Annotated in this window: 18 protein-coding genes; 7 read left to right on the top strand and 11 right to left on the bottom strand. The window is 67.5% G+C overall.

Annotated features, from left to right (window positions below; genetic code table 11):
- Nucleotides 1-4: 4 nt before the first annotated feature.
- The 4 genes from AC24R4_RS17510 to AC24R4_RS17495 form a co-directional block, all read right to left on the bottom strand.
- The gene (locus AC24R4_RS17510) at nt 5-424 is read right to left on the bottom strand and encodes a c-type cytochrome (RefSeq protein ID WP_487523415.1); all 420 of its coding nucleotides are present in this window, start codon (nt 422-424) and stop codon (nt 5-7) included.
- 19 nt (nt 425-443) lie between these two features.
- On the bottom strand, nt 444-1,289 hold the full coding sequence (locus AC24R4_RS17505) for a BON domain-containing protein (protein WP_400396069.1): 846 nt from the start codon (nt 1,287-1,289) through the stop codon (nt 444-446).
- A 175-nt stretch (nt 1,290-1,464) separates the two neighbouring features.
- A complete protein-coding gene (locus AC24R4_RS17500) occupies nt 1,465-2,052 on the bottom strand; it encodes a phosphoheptose isomerase (protein WP_400396070.1) in 588 nt (195 codons plus the stop codon).
- Nucleotides 2,053-2,082: 30 nt separating this feature from the next.
- Nucleotides 2,083-2,505, bottom strand: a complete 423-nt coding sequence (locus AC24R4_RS17495; RefSeq protein WP_400396071.1) for a YraN family protein — start codon at nt 2,503-2,505, stop codon at nt 2,083-2,085.
- A gap of 15 nt (nt 2,506-2,520) precedes the next feature.
- On the opposite strand from AC24R4_RS17495, the gene rsmI reads away from it, so the two are divergent.
- Nucleotides 2,521-3,456, top strand: a complete 936-nt coding sequence (gene rsmI, locus AC24R4_RS17490) for a 16S rRNA (cytidine(1402)-2'-O)-methyltransferase (RefSeq protein ID WP_400396073.1) — start codon at nt 2,521-2,523, stop codon at nt 3,454-3,456.
- A 118-nt stretch (nt 3,457-3,574) separates the two neighbouring features.
- Here rsmI and AC24R4_RS17485 read toward each other — a convergent pair whose 3' ends face one another.
- The gene (locus AC24R4_RS17485; protein ID WP_487523414.1) at nt 3,575-4,342 is read right to left on the bottom strand and encodes a septal ring lytic transglycosylase RlpA family protein; all 768 of its coding nucleotides are present in this window, start codon (nt 4,340-4,342) and stop codon (nt 3,575-3,577) included.
- 287 nt (nt 4,343-4,629) lie between these two features.
- Between AC24R4_RS17485 and AC24R4_RS17480 the strand changes: the two genes are divergently transcribed.
- The 3 genes from AC24R4_RS17480 (at nt 4,630) to AC24R4_RS17470 (ending at nt 6,356) form a co-directional block, all read left to right on the top strand.
- A complete protein-coding gene (locus AC24R4_RS17480; protein WP_400396518.1) occupies nt 4,630-5,280 on the top strand; it encodes an MBL fold metallo-hydrolase in 651 nt (216 codons plus the stop codon).
- 3 nt (nt 5,281-5,283) lie between these two features.
- Nucleotides 5,284-5,973 (top strand): 3'-5' exonuclease family protein, encoded by a 690-nt coding sequence (locus AC24R4_RS17475; protein ID WP_487523413.1) that lies wholly within the window; start codon nt 5,284-5,286, stop codon nt 5,971-5,973.
- Between the two features lie 152 nt (nt 5,974-6,125).
- Nucleotides 6,126-6,356: a hypothetical protein gene (locus AC24R4_RS17470; protein ID WP_153946391.1), complete on the top strand. Its 231-nt coding sequence runs from the start codon at nt 6,126-6,128 to the stop codon at nt 6,354-6,356.
- Between the two features lie 89 nt (nt 6,357-6,445).
- Here AC24R4_RS17470 and arsC read toward each other — a convergent pair whose 3' ends face one another.
- Nucleotides 6,446-6,805 (bottom strand): arsenate reductase (glutaredoxin), encoded by a 360-nt coding sequence (arsC, locus tag AC24R4_RS17465; protein WP_153946390.1) that lies wholly within the window; start codon nt 6,803-6,805, stop codon nt 6,446-6,448.
- 119 nt (nt 6,806-6,924) lie between these two features.
- Here arsC and AC24R4_RS17460 point away from each other — a divergent pair, with 119 nt between their 5' ends.
- A complete protein-coding gene (locus AC24R4_RS17460; protein WP_487523412.1) occupies nt 6,925-7,584 on the top strand; it encodes an N-acetyltransferase family protein in 660 nt (219 codons plus the stop codon).
- On the opposite strand, the gene AC24R4_RS17455 is transcribed toward AC24R4_RS17460, so the two are convergent.
- Genes AC24R4_RS17455 through AC24R4_RS17445 form a run of 3 tightly spaced genes read right to left on the bottom strand, consistent with a single transcriptional unit; the run spans nt 7,581 to nt 9,181 of the window.
- The gene (locus tag AC24R4_RS17455) at nt 7,581-8,219 is read right to left on the bottom strand and encodes an FMN-dependent NADH-azoreductase (protein ID WP_487523411.1); all 639 of its coding nucleotides are present in this window, start codon (nt 8,217-8,219) and stop codon (nt 7,581-7,583) included. The two genes, AC24R4_RS17460 and AC24R4_RS17455, sit on opposite strands and share 4 nt — an antisense overlap.
- Before the next feature lie 21 nt (nt 8,220-8,240).
- Nucleotides 8,241-8,723 (bottom strand): GNAT family N-acetyltransferase, encoded by a 483-nt coding sequence (locus AC24R4_RS17450; RefSeq protein WP_487523410.1) that lies wholly within the window; start codon nt 8,721-8,723, stop codon nt 8,241-8,243.
- Entirely contained in the window at nt 8,720-9,181 is a 462-nt protein-coding gene (locus tag AC24R4_RS17445; RefSeq protein ID WP_400392494.1) for a carboxymuconolactone decarboxylase family protein, read from the bottom strand. Before AC24R4_RS17445 ends, AC24R4_RS17450 begins: the two co-directional genes overlap by 4 nt.
- Nucleotides 9,182-9,240: 59 nt before the next feature.
- Here AC24R4_RS17445 and AC24R4_RS17440 point away from each other — a divergent pair, with 59 nt between their 5' ends.
- Nucleotides 9,241-9,780, top strand: a complete 540-nt coding sequence (locus AC24R4_RS17440) for a MarR family winged helix-turn-helix transcriptional regulator (protein WP_400392491.1) — start codon at nt 9,241-9,243, stop codon at nt 9,778-9,780.
- A gap of 106 nt (nt 9,781-9,886) precedes the next feature.
- On the opposite strand, the gene AC24R4_RS17435 is transcribed toward AC24R4_RS17440, so the two are convergent.
- Nucleotides 9,887-11,155 (bottom strand): M20/M25/M40 family metallo-hydrolase, encoded by a 1,269-nt coding sequence (locus AC24R4_RS17435; protein WP_400392488.1) that lies wholly within the window; start codon nt 11,153-11,155, stop codon nt 9,887-9,889.
- Between the two features lie 36 nt (nt 11,156-11,191).
- Entirely contained in the window at nt 11,192-12,448 is a 1,257-nt protein-coding gene (locus tag AC24R4_RS17430) for an allantoate amidohydrolase (RefSeq protein ID WP_400392485.1), read from the bottom strand.
- A 402-nt stretch (nt 12,449-12,850) separates the two neighbouring features.
- Here AC24R4_RS17430 and AC24R4_RS17425 point away from each other — a divergent pair, with 402 nt between their 5' ends.
- A complete protein-coding gene (locus tag AC24R4_RS17425; protein WP_400392482.1) occupies nt 12,851-14,251 on the top strand; it encodes a C4-dicarboxylate transporter DctA in 1,401 nt (466 codons plus the stop codon).
- Nucleotides 14,252-14,277 lie beyond the last annotated feature (26 nt).

Genomic DNA, 14,277 nt, shown 5'->3' with positions numbered 1-14,277 from the left:
CGGTCTATTTCTGGTCCGCGAACCACGCGGAAATGGCGATGATCTCGGTGTCGCTATAGCCCTTGGCAATCTGCGGCATCACCGTGCCGGGGCGCCGGCCGTTCTTGAAGTTGAGCATCAGTTCGACCAGTTCGGCCTGCGGGCGGCCAGCCAGGCCGGGCACGGGACTATCGGCGGGCGCGCGGCCGTCCGGGCCATGGCAGACGGCGCATGACGCCGCCTGGTTGCGCGCCTGCTCGGTACGCGCGCGCTGGACCTCGATCGACATCTTGCCCGCGTCGGCGGGGCCGGTGGTCATCGGTGCCGAAGGCGCTGGGGCAGGCGCGGATGCCGGCGACTGTGCCAGCAGCGGCGCGGCACACAGCCCGGCCGCGACACCGGCCATCCAACGCAGGGAGATCGGGAATCGCGACAGGGTTTTCATGGCACTTTCCTTAAAAGGATCAGGGGAGATTGCGTCCCGGCGGCAGCGCCACCGGCGACGATACCGGGGCGGCCACCGGGCTGGTGGTGGCGCCCGACGTGCCCATCGACGCCGGCGCATCCGACGTGACCGGCGCGTTCGGCTGGCTGCCCGGCACGGTTTGCACCGGCGCAGGCGTCCCCACGGCATCGCTGCCGGCGTTGCCGTTCTGCGACGATGCGGCTTGATCCAGGCGCGCACGCTCGGCTTCGCTCACGTAGTCGAACACCTTGACCACCTTCTGCACGCCGCTGGCGTTGCGGGCCACGTCGGTGGCCTTGTCGCCCTCGGCCGTGGTGACCACGCCCATCAGGTACACGACGCTCTTCTCGGTGGTGACCTTGATCGAATTGGCCGGCACGCCATCGGCCGTGACCAGGAACGTTTTCACCTTGCTGGTCAGGTAGGTGTCGTTGCTACGGGTCATGAAACCCGGCGACGCCGTGATTTCCAGTTCGTTGACCACCTCGCGCGTGTTCGACAGCCCACGCACGTACTGCTCGATCTGCTGCTTGATCTGGGCGTTCGCGGCCTCGCCGGTCAGCAGCACCTTGCGGTTGAACACGGTCGTGCTCACGCGCGCCTGGCTGTCGCTGTAACGCTGGCCCAGCGTGCTGTCGATCTCCACCTGCAGGCCGCGGTCGATGGCTTGCGTGCCGGTCGGGCGGCGATCGGTGGCCATCACCACGCCGGTGCCCACGGCGCCGGCCAGGACGGGGAAGCAGCCGGCCAGCTGCGTGGCGGACACCAGCAGTGCGGCCACGGTGACAGCGGTACGGGCCAGGCGGGCGGGAGAGGTCTTGTTTGGATGGGTCACGTTCGTCATGCGGTTCTTGGGTTCTGGGTGGATGCCGAAAGGATGCGTGAAACAGGTTGCAGTTTCAGGTTTTTGCCATGTCTGTGGATAAGGCTGTGGAAGACATGGCGATTCCTGTGCATAGATTGTGGGCAGCCTTGTGGATATCCCGGGATAACACTTGCCGGTCCGGGCTGCCTGGGCGTCATGCTTCGCCCAGCAACGCTTCGTCGATGCCGTCGCACAGGCAATGCAGTGTCAGCAGATGCACTTCCTGGATGCGGGCCGTGCGGTCGCTGGGCACGCACAGGTGGATATCGAATTCGTCGAGCAGGGTGGCGATCCGCCCGCCGCCCTTGCCGGTCAGCGCCACCACGCCCATGTCGCGCTGGTGGGCGGCCTGGATGGCGGCTACCACATTGGCCGAATCGCCAGACGTGGACAGCGCCAGCAGGATGTCGCCGGGCTGGCCCAGCGCCTCCACCTGCTTGGAAAACACCACCGAGAAATCGTAGTCGTTGCCGATGGCGGTCAGGATCGAACTGTCGGTGGTCAGGGCGATGGCGGCCAGGCCCGGGCGCTCGCGCTCGAAGCGGCCGATCAGTTCGGCGGCAAAGTGCTGCGCGTCGGCAGCCGACCCGCCGTTGCCGCACACCAGGATCTTGTTGCCGCTGGTCAGCGCCGTCACCATCCGCTCCACCGCGGCATCGATATGCGGCGCCATCAGCGTCGCGGCCAGCCGCTTGGTGTCGGCACTGTCCAGGAAATGCTGCTCGATACTTTCAATACTCATGGTCTGGTGACATCTGCACAATCCTGCGCATTATGACGCAGCGCCCGCGCCGCTGTGCCCATCGGCCGACGTGAGATCGAACGCGCCGGGCAGCCAGTCGATCCGGCCGGCGTCCATGGCCACCACGTCCATGCGGCAGGGCGGTACGCCGTCCAGCGTGGCCAGATAGTGCGCCGCCGCATGCAGCACGCGCCGCTGCTTGGCCGGCGTCACGCTCTGCGCCGCCCCGCCAAACCCCCGGCTGCGGCGCTGCCTGACCTCGACGAACACCAGCGTACCGTCGGCGGCACGCATGATCAGGTCGATCTCCCCGCCTTTGCAGCGATAATTGCGGACGACTGGCGCGAGCCCCTGCCGCTGAAGATAGGCCAGCGCGCGGTCTTCGGCCAGCGCGCCGCGCTGCGTCGTACTACGCACGTCGGCGTGCGTGGTGGATTTGAATGAGTGATTCAACGGAAGTTCTCAAGCATGAGTGACTGGACCCAGCTGGCCGCCGGCCAGACGTACCCCGCCGGCACGCTTTACGTGGTGGCCACGCCCATCGGCAACGTGGCCGACCTGTCGCTGCGCGCGCTGCACGTGCTCGGCCTGGCCGACGCCATTGCCTGCGAAGACACGCGCAACACCGGCCAGTTGCTGTCCCGGGTGGGGCTGCAGCGGCCGCTGGTGGCCGTCCATGAGCACAACGAGCGCGAGGCGGCCGTGCGCATCGTCGAACGGCTGTCGGCTGGCGAGCGCATTGCGTATGTATCCGATGCCGGCACGCCCGGCATTTCCGATCCCGGCGCCCGGCTCGTCGAAGCCGTGCGCGCGGCCGGCCTGAACGTGGTGCCGCTGCCGGGCCCCAGCGCGGCCGTGACGGCGCTGTCGGTGGCCGGCGCCATGCTGGAGGCCGGCGAAGGCCGCTTCACGTTTGTCGGCTTCCTGCCCGGCAAGCCCAAGGCCCGCCAGGACGCCATCGCGGGGCTGGCGGCGCTCGATCACGCGTGGGTGTGTTACGAAGCCCCGCACCGTATCGCCGAAACCCTGGCGGCGCTGGCCGCCGGCCTGCCCGGCACGCGGCGGCTGCTGATCGGGCGCGAACTGACCAAGCTGTTTGAAGAAACGCCGGTGCTGACGGTGGCCGAAGCGCCCGCCTGGCTGGCCGCCGAAGCCACGCGCGGCAAGGGGGAGTTCGTGCTGGTGGTGGAAGGCGCGGGCCGCGCCGACGGCGGCGACACCGATACCCCTGACGCGGAGGCCCAGCGGGTGCTGAAGCTCCTGCTGGCGGAGCTGCCGGCCAAGCGCGCCGCCAAGCTGGCGGCAGCCGTGACCGGCGCCAGGACCGACGCGCTGTACAAGCTGGCGCTGGCGCAGCGCGCTGACGGGGCGGGCGGGGCGGACGACGGCGACAACGACGCCTGAAAGCACAAAAGGCACGATCGGGGAGATCGTGCCTTTTGAGAATTTTCTTACTTGCGAGGGAAGCAGCGGGCGGAGGGTCGGGAGCGCGAGAATCGGGTTCCGGCCGGTGCCCATCGCCTTACTTGTGCTTGTGCTTGACCACGGCCTTGCCGGACCTGGCCCTGGCCTTCGATTTCGCCGGGACCAGCGTATTGGCGGTGTCGGGCACCTCGTCGGCGCCGCTGCCGTCACCGGCTTCCATGCCACCCGCTTCCAGGTTCGGACCCAGCGCCGCCACCTCGGTGCGCGACAGCCGGCGGATTTCCACCTGGGTGGCGCCGTGGTCGACAAAGCTCAGGCGCTTGGCCGCGGCGTAGGACAGGTCGAGAATCCGGTTGCCGTGGTACGGGCCACGGTCGTTGATACGGACCACGGCCACCTTGTTGTTGCGCAGGTTGCGCACCAGCACCCAGCTATCGAGCGGCAGCGACGGGTGCGCCGCCGTCATGGCGCGCATGTCGAAGCGTTCGCCGTTGGCCGTCTTGCGGCCATGAAAGCCCTTGCCGTACCACGATGCCGTGCCACGCTGCTCGAACGTACCCATGTCAGCGCGCAGGCCGTCGATCGACGACTGCGACGGGGCATTCTCGTCCTGCCAGCCGAACAGGTTCCAGTTGCCGCGATCGTCGGTCTTCGCGACGTTGGCGCTGGGTCTCGCCGGCTTGGCCGCCTTCGTGGACAGCGCGCCGGTGGTGCCCGATGCGTTGTCGGTGTCGCCGCCCGGCGGCGTCGCGCACGCAGCCAGCACCAGCGCCGATACGAGGATCGCGCACTGACGCAGGAAGCGGTTGGAGCCGGGCGCTGTCTCGCGCACGGACCCCGGACGGGAAAGGGGCAGGCTGAACATAGGCGCGCAGTCTAACACTGGTCGTTTGAAGCTAGTGCCTTGATTTTGTTACGAAATCTGTTACAACGCCGCGCAATTCCCCGCAATCCACCGCCTGGCAAGGGATTGCGCCGTTGCCGCGGCGCAAAATCCGGGTGCTGGTAACGCAACTTTCAGACGACTCTCATCGCCGATTCAAACGTTTCACCATCTGTCGGGCGCGTGTTCGGCGGCTACAATGGACCACCCTCCGGGCCCCCTTCACCCCCTCGAAGGCACCCGCCCGAACAGGCTTACCGATCACAAAAATGAAAGTCCTTCTGATCCCCGTGACGCCTTTCCAGCAGAACTGTTCGCTGCTGATCGATGAAGCCACGCAGCGCGCCGCCGTCTGCGATCCCGGGGGCGACCTGAATCGCATCACCGAGGCCATCAACGAACAGGGCGTGACGCTGGAGAAGATTTTCCTGACCCATGGGCACGTGGACCACTGCGCAGGCGCCGCCGCGCTGGCGCGTCAGTACGGCGTGCCGATCGAAGGCCCACAGGAAGACGAACGATTCTGGATCGAGCAACTGCCCGAGCAGACGCGCCGCTTCGGCTTTGGCCACGCGGAAGTCTTCGAACCGGACCGCTGGCTGGAGAACGGCGACACCGTGACCTTCGGCAACGAAACGCTCGAGGTCTACCATTGCCCCGGCCATACGCCGGGCCACGTGGTGTTCTTTTCGCGGGCAAACCGGCTGGCCATCGTGGGCGACGTGCTGTTCGCCGGATCGATCGGCCGCACCGACTTTCCGCGCGGCAATCACGCCGATCTGGTCCGCTCGATCCGCACGCGGCTCTGGCCGCTGGGCGATGACGTGACCTTCGTGCCCGGCCACGGCCCGGCATCGACGTTCGGCCAGGAACGCCGCAACAACCCGTTTGTGGCCGATCACCTGATCGACGTGGCCTGACGCATGGCCAAGAAGCAGCCGCCCGACACGCGACCGGAGATTTACGTCAGCACCGACGTCGAGGCCGATGGCCCGATTCCGGGGCCGCATTCGATGCTGTCGTTCGCGTCGGCCGCGATGCTGGCGGACAAGACCGTGATCGGCACGTTCTCCGCCAACCTGGAAACCCTGCCGGGCGCGGCGGGCCATCCGGTGCAGATGCAGTGGTGGAAAACCCAGCCCGACGCCTGGGCGGCTTGCCGGCGCGACCTGGAGCGCCCCGAGGACGTGCTGCCCCGCTACGTCGAATGGGTGGAGAAGCTGCCGGGCAAGCCGGTGTTCATCGCCTTTCCGGCCGGGTTCGATTTCACCTGGATGTTCTGGTACATGATGCGCTTTGCCGGCCGCTCGCCGTTTGGCTGGGCCGCGCTGGACATCAAGACGCTGGGCTTCGCGCTGACCGGCCGGCCGTACCGGAAGTCGGTCAAGGCAGCCTTCCCGGCGCACTGGCACGACCCGTTGCCGCACACCCATGTGGCGCTGGACGATGCCCTGGAACAAGGCGCCCTGTTCTGCAACATGCTCGCAGAACTGCGCACGCGCGAAGCGCGTCTGGCGGCGCTTGCATCATCGCCTGATGCATTATCTGACGCGGACGGCAGCGAAAGCGAAGCCTCACATCCATCGTCCGGCCCGGGTAAATCGGTGCGCTAGCCCACAAGCGCCGGGGGCCATCGGCGGCCGCCAGTGGCGGCAAGGGCACCACATTTGCGCGGCGTCTCCTATATTGGAAGTGTGCGGTGGCCCACCGGGGCCACGAGAACGGCCGACCCCGATGCGCGGCGGCATGCCCAGGAGGTGTGACCATGCGTTTCCATCCAGACCTTCATCTCAAGGACCTGTCAGGCAGGCTGCATTGGCCGCATCGCTCCCACGCGCGCACCAACGTCGTTTCGCATTTCCATTCCTCGACGGAAGATGCCGAAGTCGCCAAGGCGCTGATCTATGTGAGCGCGGTCACCGCGATCGTGCTGCTGGTCGTATTGGCAGGCATCAGTTTCGGTCAGGAGGCCATGCACTGGCTGGGTGTTGAATAAACGACGACTCGCCTGAAGCGAATCGCCAACTGACCGGCCGGCCTCCCCTGGGGAGGCCGGTTCTATTTTGTGCGCCGCAACATCATGGATCAGGCCAGCAGCGGGGCCACGTTCTCGGGCGGGCGGCCGATGACGGCGCGGCGGTTGCGCACCACCACCGGACGCTGCAGCAGGATCGGGTTGTCGGCCACGGCGGCCAGCAGTTCGGCGTCGGTCAGGCCCGAATCGGCCAGATCCAGTTCCTTGTAGACGGACTCGCCGTCGCGGATCATGTCGCGCACCGGCACGCCCAGCATCGTATGGAGCTGGCGCAGCGTGGACAGCGAGGGCGGCGACTTCAGGTATTCGACGATCTCCACCGGCTCGCCCAGCCGCTGCGCAGCGGTCTCCACCAGCGCCAGCGTTTCGCGCGACTTGGAGCAACGGGGGTTATGGTAGATCGTGATCATGGCGGCTTCCTCCTGCCCGCTTGCCGGGGCGTTCAAATATCCCGCACTATACCGCCGCGACGCGCGCATGCACCACGCTGGCGCGCTCAGGTACGGGATGTGGCGGGCATGCATCCTGCATGGGCATGACCACCCGTCTTCCAGGGTCGCCGGCACCTTGCCGGCGCCGCCCTGCACTAATTAGAGAAACCGTGTCCGCGCTGCCCGAAACCACTGCCGTGCCCGTCCGCAAGCCCTTCAGCCTGCGCGATGCCACCCCTGCCGACGTGCCCGCCATCCACGCCATCTACGCCCACCACGTGCAGCACGGCCGTGCCTCGTTCGAGGAGGTCGCGCCCACGCCCGACGACATGCGGATGCGCTTTGCCGAAGTCTTGCGCAAGGGCCTGCCCTATATCGTGGCCGAGCGCGATGGCGAGATCCTGGGGTACGCCTATGCGTCGAGCTACCGCGCCCGCAGCGCCTACCGCTTCGCGATCGAGGACTCGATCTATATCGACCACCGCCATACCGGCGAAGGCCTGGGCCGCGCGCTGCTGGCCGAGCTGATTGCGCGTTGCGAGACCGGACCGTGGCGCCAGATGGTGGCCGTGGTGGCGCTGACGTCCAGCGGCGAAGGCGCGGGCTCGGTGGCCGTGCACGAGCGGCTGGGGTTTCGCACCGTTGGCCGGCTGGAATCGGTCGGCCTCAAGCATGGCCAGTGGATCGACACCCTGCTGATGCAGCGCCCGCTCGGGGCGGGCGACGCGACGCTGCCCGACCCGGACGCCCTGCGCTAGCGGCCCGGCCGCCAGGCCGGGAGCGTCGGCACCACGGTGGTGCACCAGGACTGCAGCTTGTCGAAAGCCCGGGCCACGTGGTCGGGGCCGCGCGACGTACTTTCCATGCGCAGGATCTCCACCTGCTTCAGCCCGATCGTCTCCAGCACATAGGTCAGGTACGGGCTGAAAAAATCGCGCTGGCTCGCGGCATCGTCCGAGAACCGGCCGCCGCACGACACCACGGCCAGCACCGGGCGATCGCGCAGCAGGCCCTGCTTGCCTTGCGGCGTCCGGGCGAACGTGCGGTCGGTCCGGACGACCAGGTCGATCCACGTCTTCAGCGATGCCGGCACCGTGAAGTTGTGCATCGGCGTGGTGATCAGCACCACGTCGGCGGCCTGCAGTTCGGCGATCAGTGTTTCCGAGAGCGCCAGCGCGGCCGGATCGGCGTCGGTGCGGCCGGCGGCCACCGCCATGTTGGCGTCGGTAAAGGCCGCGTCGATGGGCGGCAGCGGCTGGGCGCCCAGATCGCGTTCGATCACGGTCAGTTCGCCATGTCGGGCAGCCAGTTCCGCGCGCACGAGCTGGCCCGCGCGGCGGCTGGTGGAGGCGTCGCCACGCGGGCTGACGTTCAGGTGAAGCAGGGTTGCCATGTGTTGCTCGGGTGGACCGGATCAGCCGATCGGAAAATAGAAGCGCAGGGCCCGCGCCAGCAGGCCGTTTCGGTAATAGAAGCGGTGCCCCAGCACATTGGTCAGCGGGGTATCGAGCACGAGCTGGGTGCAGCCTGCCGCTTCGGTCTCGGCCTTGAGCCAGTCCATCAGTTGCCGGCCGTACCCACCGCTGCGCGCGTTGGCATCGGTGACCAGATCATCCACGTACAGATGGTGGCCGACGATCAGGTTGTCGGCGAAGCGATAGCCGGCCAGGGCCACCAGGCGGCCGTCGTCCCACAGTCCGGCCAGATGGTAGCCATCGCCGGTCTGGCGGCGCCAGCGCGTGACCAGTTCGGCGGCATCTGTCAGGTGCGGGCGCAGCTGGTGCATCAGCGGGAAGGCATCGGCCACCTCGGCGGCCGTTTCCAGCCGGCGGATTGCGATCTGCCCGGTGCTCATTCCGGTGATGTGCCCGGCGGCCGCGACGGTGGTGGTGCTCATGCCGGGCTCCGATGCGGTTCGGCGGCCGGCGGCGGAAAGTGCAGCCCGACGGCGATACGGTTCCAGGCGTTGATCGACGCAATGGTCGCGGCCAGGAACACCAGCTCCTTGTCGTCGAACACCGCCCGGGCCCGGGCCAGCGCGGCGTCGCGGGCCGATGGATCGGTCAGCTGCGTCAGGGCCTCGGCCCAGTCCAGCGCGGCCATTTCCCGTTCGGCATAGATGCCGGCGTCACGCCAGCCGGCCAGCAGGTCGAACTTGCGCGGGTCGATGTCGAGCTTGCGCGCGATGTTCAGGTGGAACTGCAGGCAAAAGGCACAGCCGTTGATCTGCGAGACGCGCAGCTTGACCAGTTCGGTCAGCGCCTTGTCCATGCCGGACGCGGTGACCGCCTTGCTGACGCCCCCCAGCGACGCGTACACGTCGGGCGCGGTCTGCGTGAAAGCCTGGAAATCCATGTCGAACTCCTTCGGGTAAGATGTCAGAGTTCGAAGATTAATGTAAGAGCTCTGATATTATGGCAAAGACCCTGCCGTCCAAAGGGAAAATCGAGGGGAAGCACCCGGCGCGACGGGACAGCGAGCCTGCCCATGCCGTGGCGATTCCGGCACCGGGCGAAGGCAAGCGCGGCGAAAGCGGCTATCTGGCGTACCTGCTGCGGCAAGCCAGCGCGGCCAACCGGCTGCATATGGAACGCGCGCTGGCCGACCTGGGCGTGACGCTGCCGCAGTTCTTCGTGCTGACGATGCTCGGGGCCTACCCCGGCATCTCGGGCGCCGAGGTGGCGCGGCTGGCGATGCTGACGCCGCAGACGGTCAGCGTCATCATGGGCAATCTGGAGAAGATGGGCGCGATCGTGCGCCAGCCGCATCCGGTGCATGGACGCATCCAGACCATCGCGCTGTCCGATGCCGGCCGCGCGTTGCTGGCGCAGTGCAAGGTACGCGCCACCGAGGTGGACAAGCAGTTGCGTGCGGGGCTGACGCCCGACGAGGAAGCCGTGGTGCGGCGCTGGCTGGTGAGCCTGGCCGTGCCCGGTGAGGATCTGGCGGAATAGCGATATCGACCGCCCATGAAAAAAGGCCCGCCGGCAAACGCCGTACGGGCCATCATCACAACAAGGGGGTGCTACAGGGTTCTGCGTGGTTGCCGATGCCGGCGGCTCAGCCCATCAGGTCGGACAGCGCCAGGGCCACCACCTTGGTGGCGCGGTTCAGGTCGTTCAGGCGCAGGTTCTCGTCGGAGTTATGGCCACGGGCTTCCATCAGCGTGCGCGGGCCGGCGCCGTACAGCACGGTCGGGATGCCACGGCTCGTGTAGTGGCGCGCGTCGGTGTAGAGCGGCACGCCCTGCACCGGAATCTCCACGCCGAACACCGATTCGGCACGCGTCTTCAGCGCACCGATCAGCTTGTCCACGCCCGGCAGTTCCGACAGCGGCTCGGCCAGGATGATGCGCTCGACCTTGACCTCGATGCCCGGACGATCCTTGGCGGCCTTTTCCACCACGGCGCGCAGTTCGCCTTCGGCGTCGAAGCCGATCTCCTCCGGAATCATGCGGCGGTCCACGCGGAACGTCACCAGGTCAGGCACCACGTTGGTGTTGATGCCGCCCTTGATCAGGCCGACGTTCAGCGTGGCGGTGTCGATACCCGGCACCTTGCTCTTGCGCGTGGCCAGTTCGGCGCGCAGGCCGTAGACCGCGTGCAGGATGTGCGTGGCGGCCTCGATGGCGTCCACGCCGGTGTGCGGCATGGCGGCGTGGCCCTGCTTGCCCTTGACGGTCACTTCCACGTGCAGGCAGCCGTTGTGCGCCGACGTGATGCCGTACGAGAAGCCGGCCGAGATCGCATAGTCGGGCTTGGTCAGGCCTTCGTCGAGCAGGAACTTCGGGCCGATGTCGCCGCCGGTTTCCTCGTCGTACGTGAATTGCAGTTCCACGGTGCCGTTGATCTTCGCGCCCTGCTTCTCGGCTTCCTGCAGCGCCAGCACGGCGTAGGCGTAGGTGGCGAAGTCCGACTTCGACACGGCCACGCCGCGCCCGTACATGACCGGGCCGTGTTCGCTGTCGGCGATCTCGCCGCCGTACGGGTCCTTGGTCCAGCCCAGGCCCGGCGGCACCACGTCGCCGTGCGCGTTCATGGCGATGGTGGGGCCGCCGCTGCCGAACGTCTTGCGCACCAGCAGGTTCGTGGCGCTGATCATGCCGGCCGCCTTGACCAGTTCGTCGGGCACCTTGTGCGCTTCCACCTTGAAGCCCAGCCCTTCCAGCAGTTCCTTGGCACGCTTGCCGTGGGCCGCGCAATCGCCGGCGGGGTTGTCCGACGGCACCTTGACCAGTTCGGCCAGGAACGCTTCCTGCTGCGGACGGTGCTGGTCGATGTACTGGGTCAGCGTGGATTCGATCGGGTTCATGTTGTCTCGTGCGGTCATCTTCGTATCTCGGGAGTCTTCGGGTTGCAGGCAGGCTTATTGGGGACGGTGAAAGTGCTCGACGAAGTCCGCGAACACGCGCGCGGCGGTCTGGGCATCTTCGGCCGTCATGGTCTCGGTGGGATGGTGGCTGATGCCGCCGTTGCCGCAGCGAACGAACAGCATGGCCACATCGGCGATGGCGGCGATGGCCATGGCGTCATGGCCGGCACCGGAGGGCAGGTGGCGCACGGGTACGCCCTGGCGCGCCACGGCGGCAGCCCATTGCGACTGCAGCCACGGCGCGCACGGCACGCTGGCGGCCTCGTGCGTCTTGCGGATCTGCGCGCGCACGTTGCGGCGCGCGCAGACACGTTCGATTTCGGCCAGCACGTCGTTGACGGCGGCCTCGCGCTCGGCATCGATGCCGGCGCGGATGTCGATGGAGAACGTCGCGCGGCCCGGCACCACGTTGGTGGCGCCATTCGGCACGTTGAACTGGCCCACCGTGCCCACCAGGCCCGGCTTGCCGCCGCAGCGCTTCTCGATGAACAGGCCGATCTCGGCGCCGGCCATCGCGGCGTCGCGGCGCATGTCCATCGGCACCGTGCCGGCGTGGCCGGCCAGGCCTTCCAGTTCGACGATGAAGCGCGTGGCGCCCGAGATCGCGGTGACCACGCCCACGGGGAGGCCCTCGTTCAGCAGCACGGGACCCTGTTCGATATGCACCTCGACAAAGGCCAGCACGCGGCTGCGATCGTGGCGGGCGGCGGGCAGCTGGTCGGGCTCGAAGCCGGCGGCGCGCATTACTTCGCGCATGGTCTTGCCGGAGTCGTCCACGTTGTCGAGCACGTTGGCGTCGAACGTGCCGGCGATGGCGCGGCTGCCCAGCAGCGTGGCCTTGAAGCGCACGCCCTCTTCCTCGGCAAACCCGACCACTTCCAGCGCGAACGGAAAGCGCCTGCCCTGGCGGTTCCACTCGGCCACGCAGGCAATCGGCAGGATCACGCCCAGGTTGCCGTCGAAGCGGCCGGCGTCGCGCACGGTGTCGAAGTGCGAGCCGGTCAGCAGCGCCGGGGCATTGGGTTCGGTGCCTTCGTAGCGCCCGATCACGTTGCCGGCGGCGTCGCGGCGCACGGTCATGCCGGCCGCCTGCATCCATTCCGTCAGCTGCGCGGCAGCGCCGTGGTGGGCGTCGGTCAGGTAGGTGCGGGTGAGCAGTCCGGGCTGATCGGTATGGACGGCCAGGCTGTCGGCCCAGGCCATGATGCGGGTGCCGGTGTCAGCGGACAACGGCGTAGGGGTTGCTGCCATGTGCGTGTCTCTCCTGCTTGGTGCCTGAGCCCGGTTCAAGGATGCCTGGCAATCCTGCCAGTCCGGGCGGGCGCCCGGGACCGTGCTCTCTATTCTGTGCGATTCATGTTAGCACAGTGAATTCAAAAATTGCATACAAAAATGATATGCACTATATTGGCTTCCACGCACCGACAATCCGCCGCGGACAATCCGGTCCGGACAAGTGGATGGCGTGGATTCCGCCTCAACAGGGGGGCTTTCCGCGTGGGGCAAGGCGGGCGGGCCGATTGGCCCCCGGTCCTTCCAGCAGTGCAACCATCCCGGCGTCGGCAGGCATGTGACGGCGGGCACCCCTGAACCAGATCAGGGCAGGCCGATGGCAACCGATGCGCCACGGACCCGCCCGGCACGGAGACAACAATGCAGCATGCCGTACCCACGCAGCGCGCCGCAGGCCGCCTGCACACGCGCTTCACCCGTTCGTTGTTTGGCCAGGTACTGATAGCCCTGGCGCTCGGCACCCTGCTGGGCCTCGCCTTTCCCGAATTCGCCGCCAAGCTCAAGCCCCTGGGCGACGGCTTCATCAAGCTGATCAAGATGCTGATCGGCCCGGTGGTCTTCTGCGTGGTGGTGGCCGGCATCTGCGGCGCCGGCGAACTCAAGAAGGTGGGCCGCGTGGGCATCAAGGCGGTGGTCTACTTCGAGATCGTCACGACCATCGCACTGGCGCTGGGCATCGTGCTGGCCTACGTGTTCCAGCCGGGCACCGGCATGAACGTGAACCCGCGCAGCCTCGATATCTCGGCCATGGCGGCCTACATCGAATCGGCCGACAAGGTGAAGAGCGCCGGCACGGTGGACTTCCTGATGAAGCTGATCCCGAACACGATCATGGGCGCGTTCACCAGCGGCGACGTGCTGCAGGTGCTGCTGGTGTCGGTGCTGTTCGGCTGCGCGCTGTCGGTGGTGGGCGAACCGGGCAAGCCGCTGGTGCGGATGATCGACAACTTCTCGGCCACGCTGTTCAAGATGATGGGCTTCATCATCAAGCTGGCGCCGCTGGGCGTGCTGGGCGCGGTGGCCTTCACGGTGGGCAAGTACGGCATCGGATCGCTCAAGCAGCTGGGCTTCCTGGTGATCCTGTTCTACGGCGCCGTGGTGGTCTTCGTGCTGGGGGTGCTGGGCCTGATCCTGCGCCTGTGCGGCTTCTCGGTGCTGAAGCTGATCCGCTACCTGCGCGCCGAACTGCTGGTGGTGCTGGGCACGGCGTCGTCGGACAGCGTGCTGCCGCAGGTCATGAAGAAGCTCGAATTCATGGGCATCAAGAAGTCGGTGGTGGGCCTGGTGATTCCGACCGGCTATTCGTTCAACCTGGACGCGTTCTCGATCTACCTGACGCTGGCAGCCGTGTTCATCGCGCAGGCCACCAATACGCCGCTGGCGCTGGGCGACCTGCTCGGCATCCTGGCCGTGGCGCTGGTCACGTCCAAGGGCGCGCACGGCATTCCGGGGTCGGCCATCGTGATCCTGGCGGCCACGCTGTCGGCCCACCCGGCCATCCCCGCCATCGGCCTGGTGCTGGTGCTGTCGGTGGACTGGTTCATCGGCATCGCCCGCGCCGTGGGCAACCTGATCGGCAACTGCGTGGCGACCGTGGTGGTGGCCGCCTGGGAACGCGATATCGACCGCGAACGCGCCCACGGCGTGCTCAACGGAACCATCCCGGCCAGCGAACTGGACGAAGGACTGTCGGCGCTGGTGGACAGCGTCGGGGAAGTCCCTGTGCCGGCGCCGCTGCCGGGGGCGGCGTCGGGGCGGTAGAATCGCGCCATCCCAGTCAACGCGCA

Source organism: Cupriavidus sp. CER-90, assembly GCF_057652055.1.
This window is presented reverse-complemented; position numbering and strand designations above follow the sequence as displayed.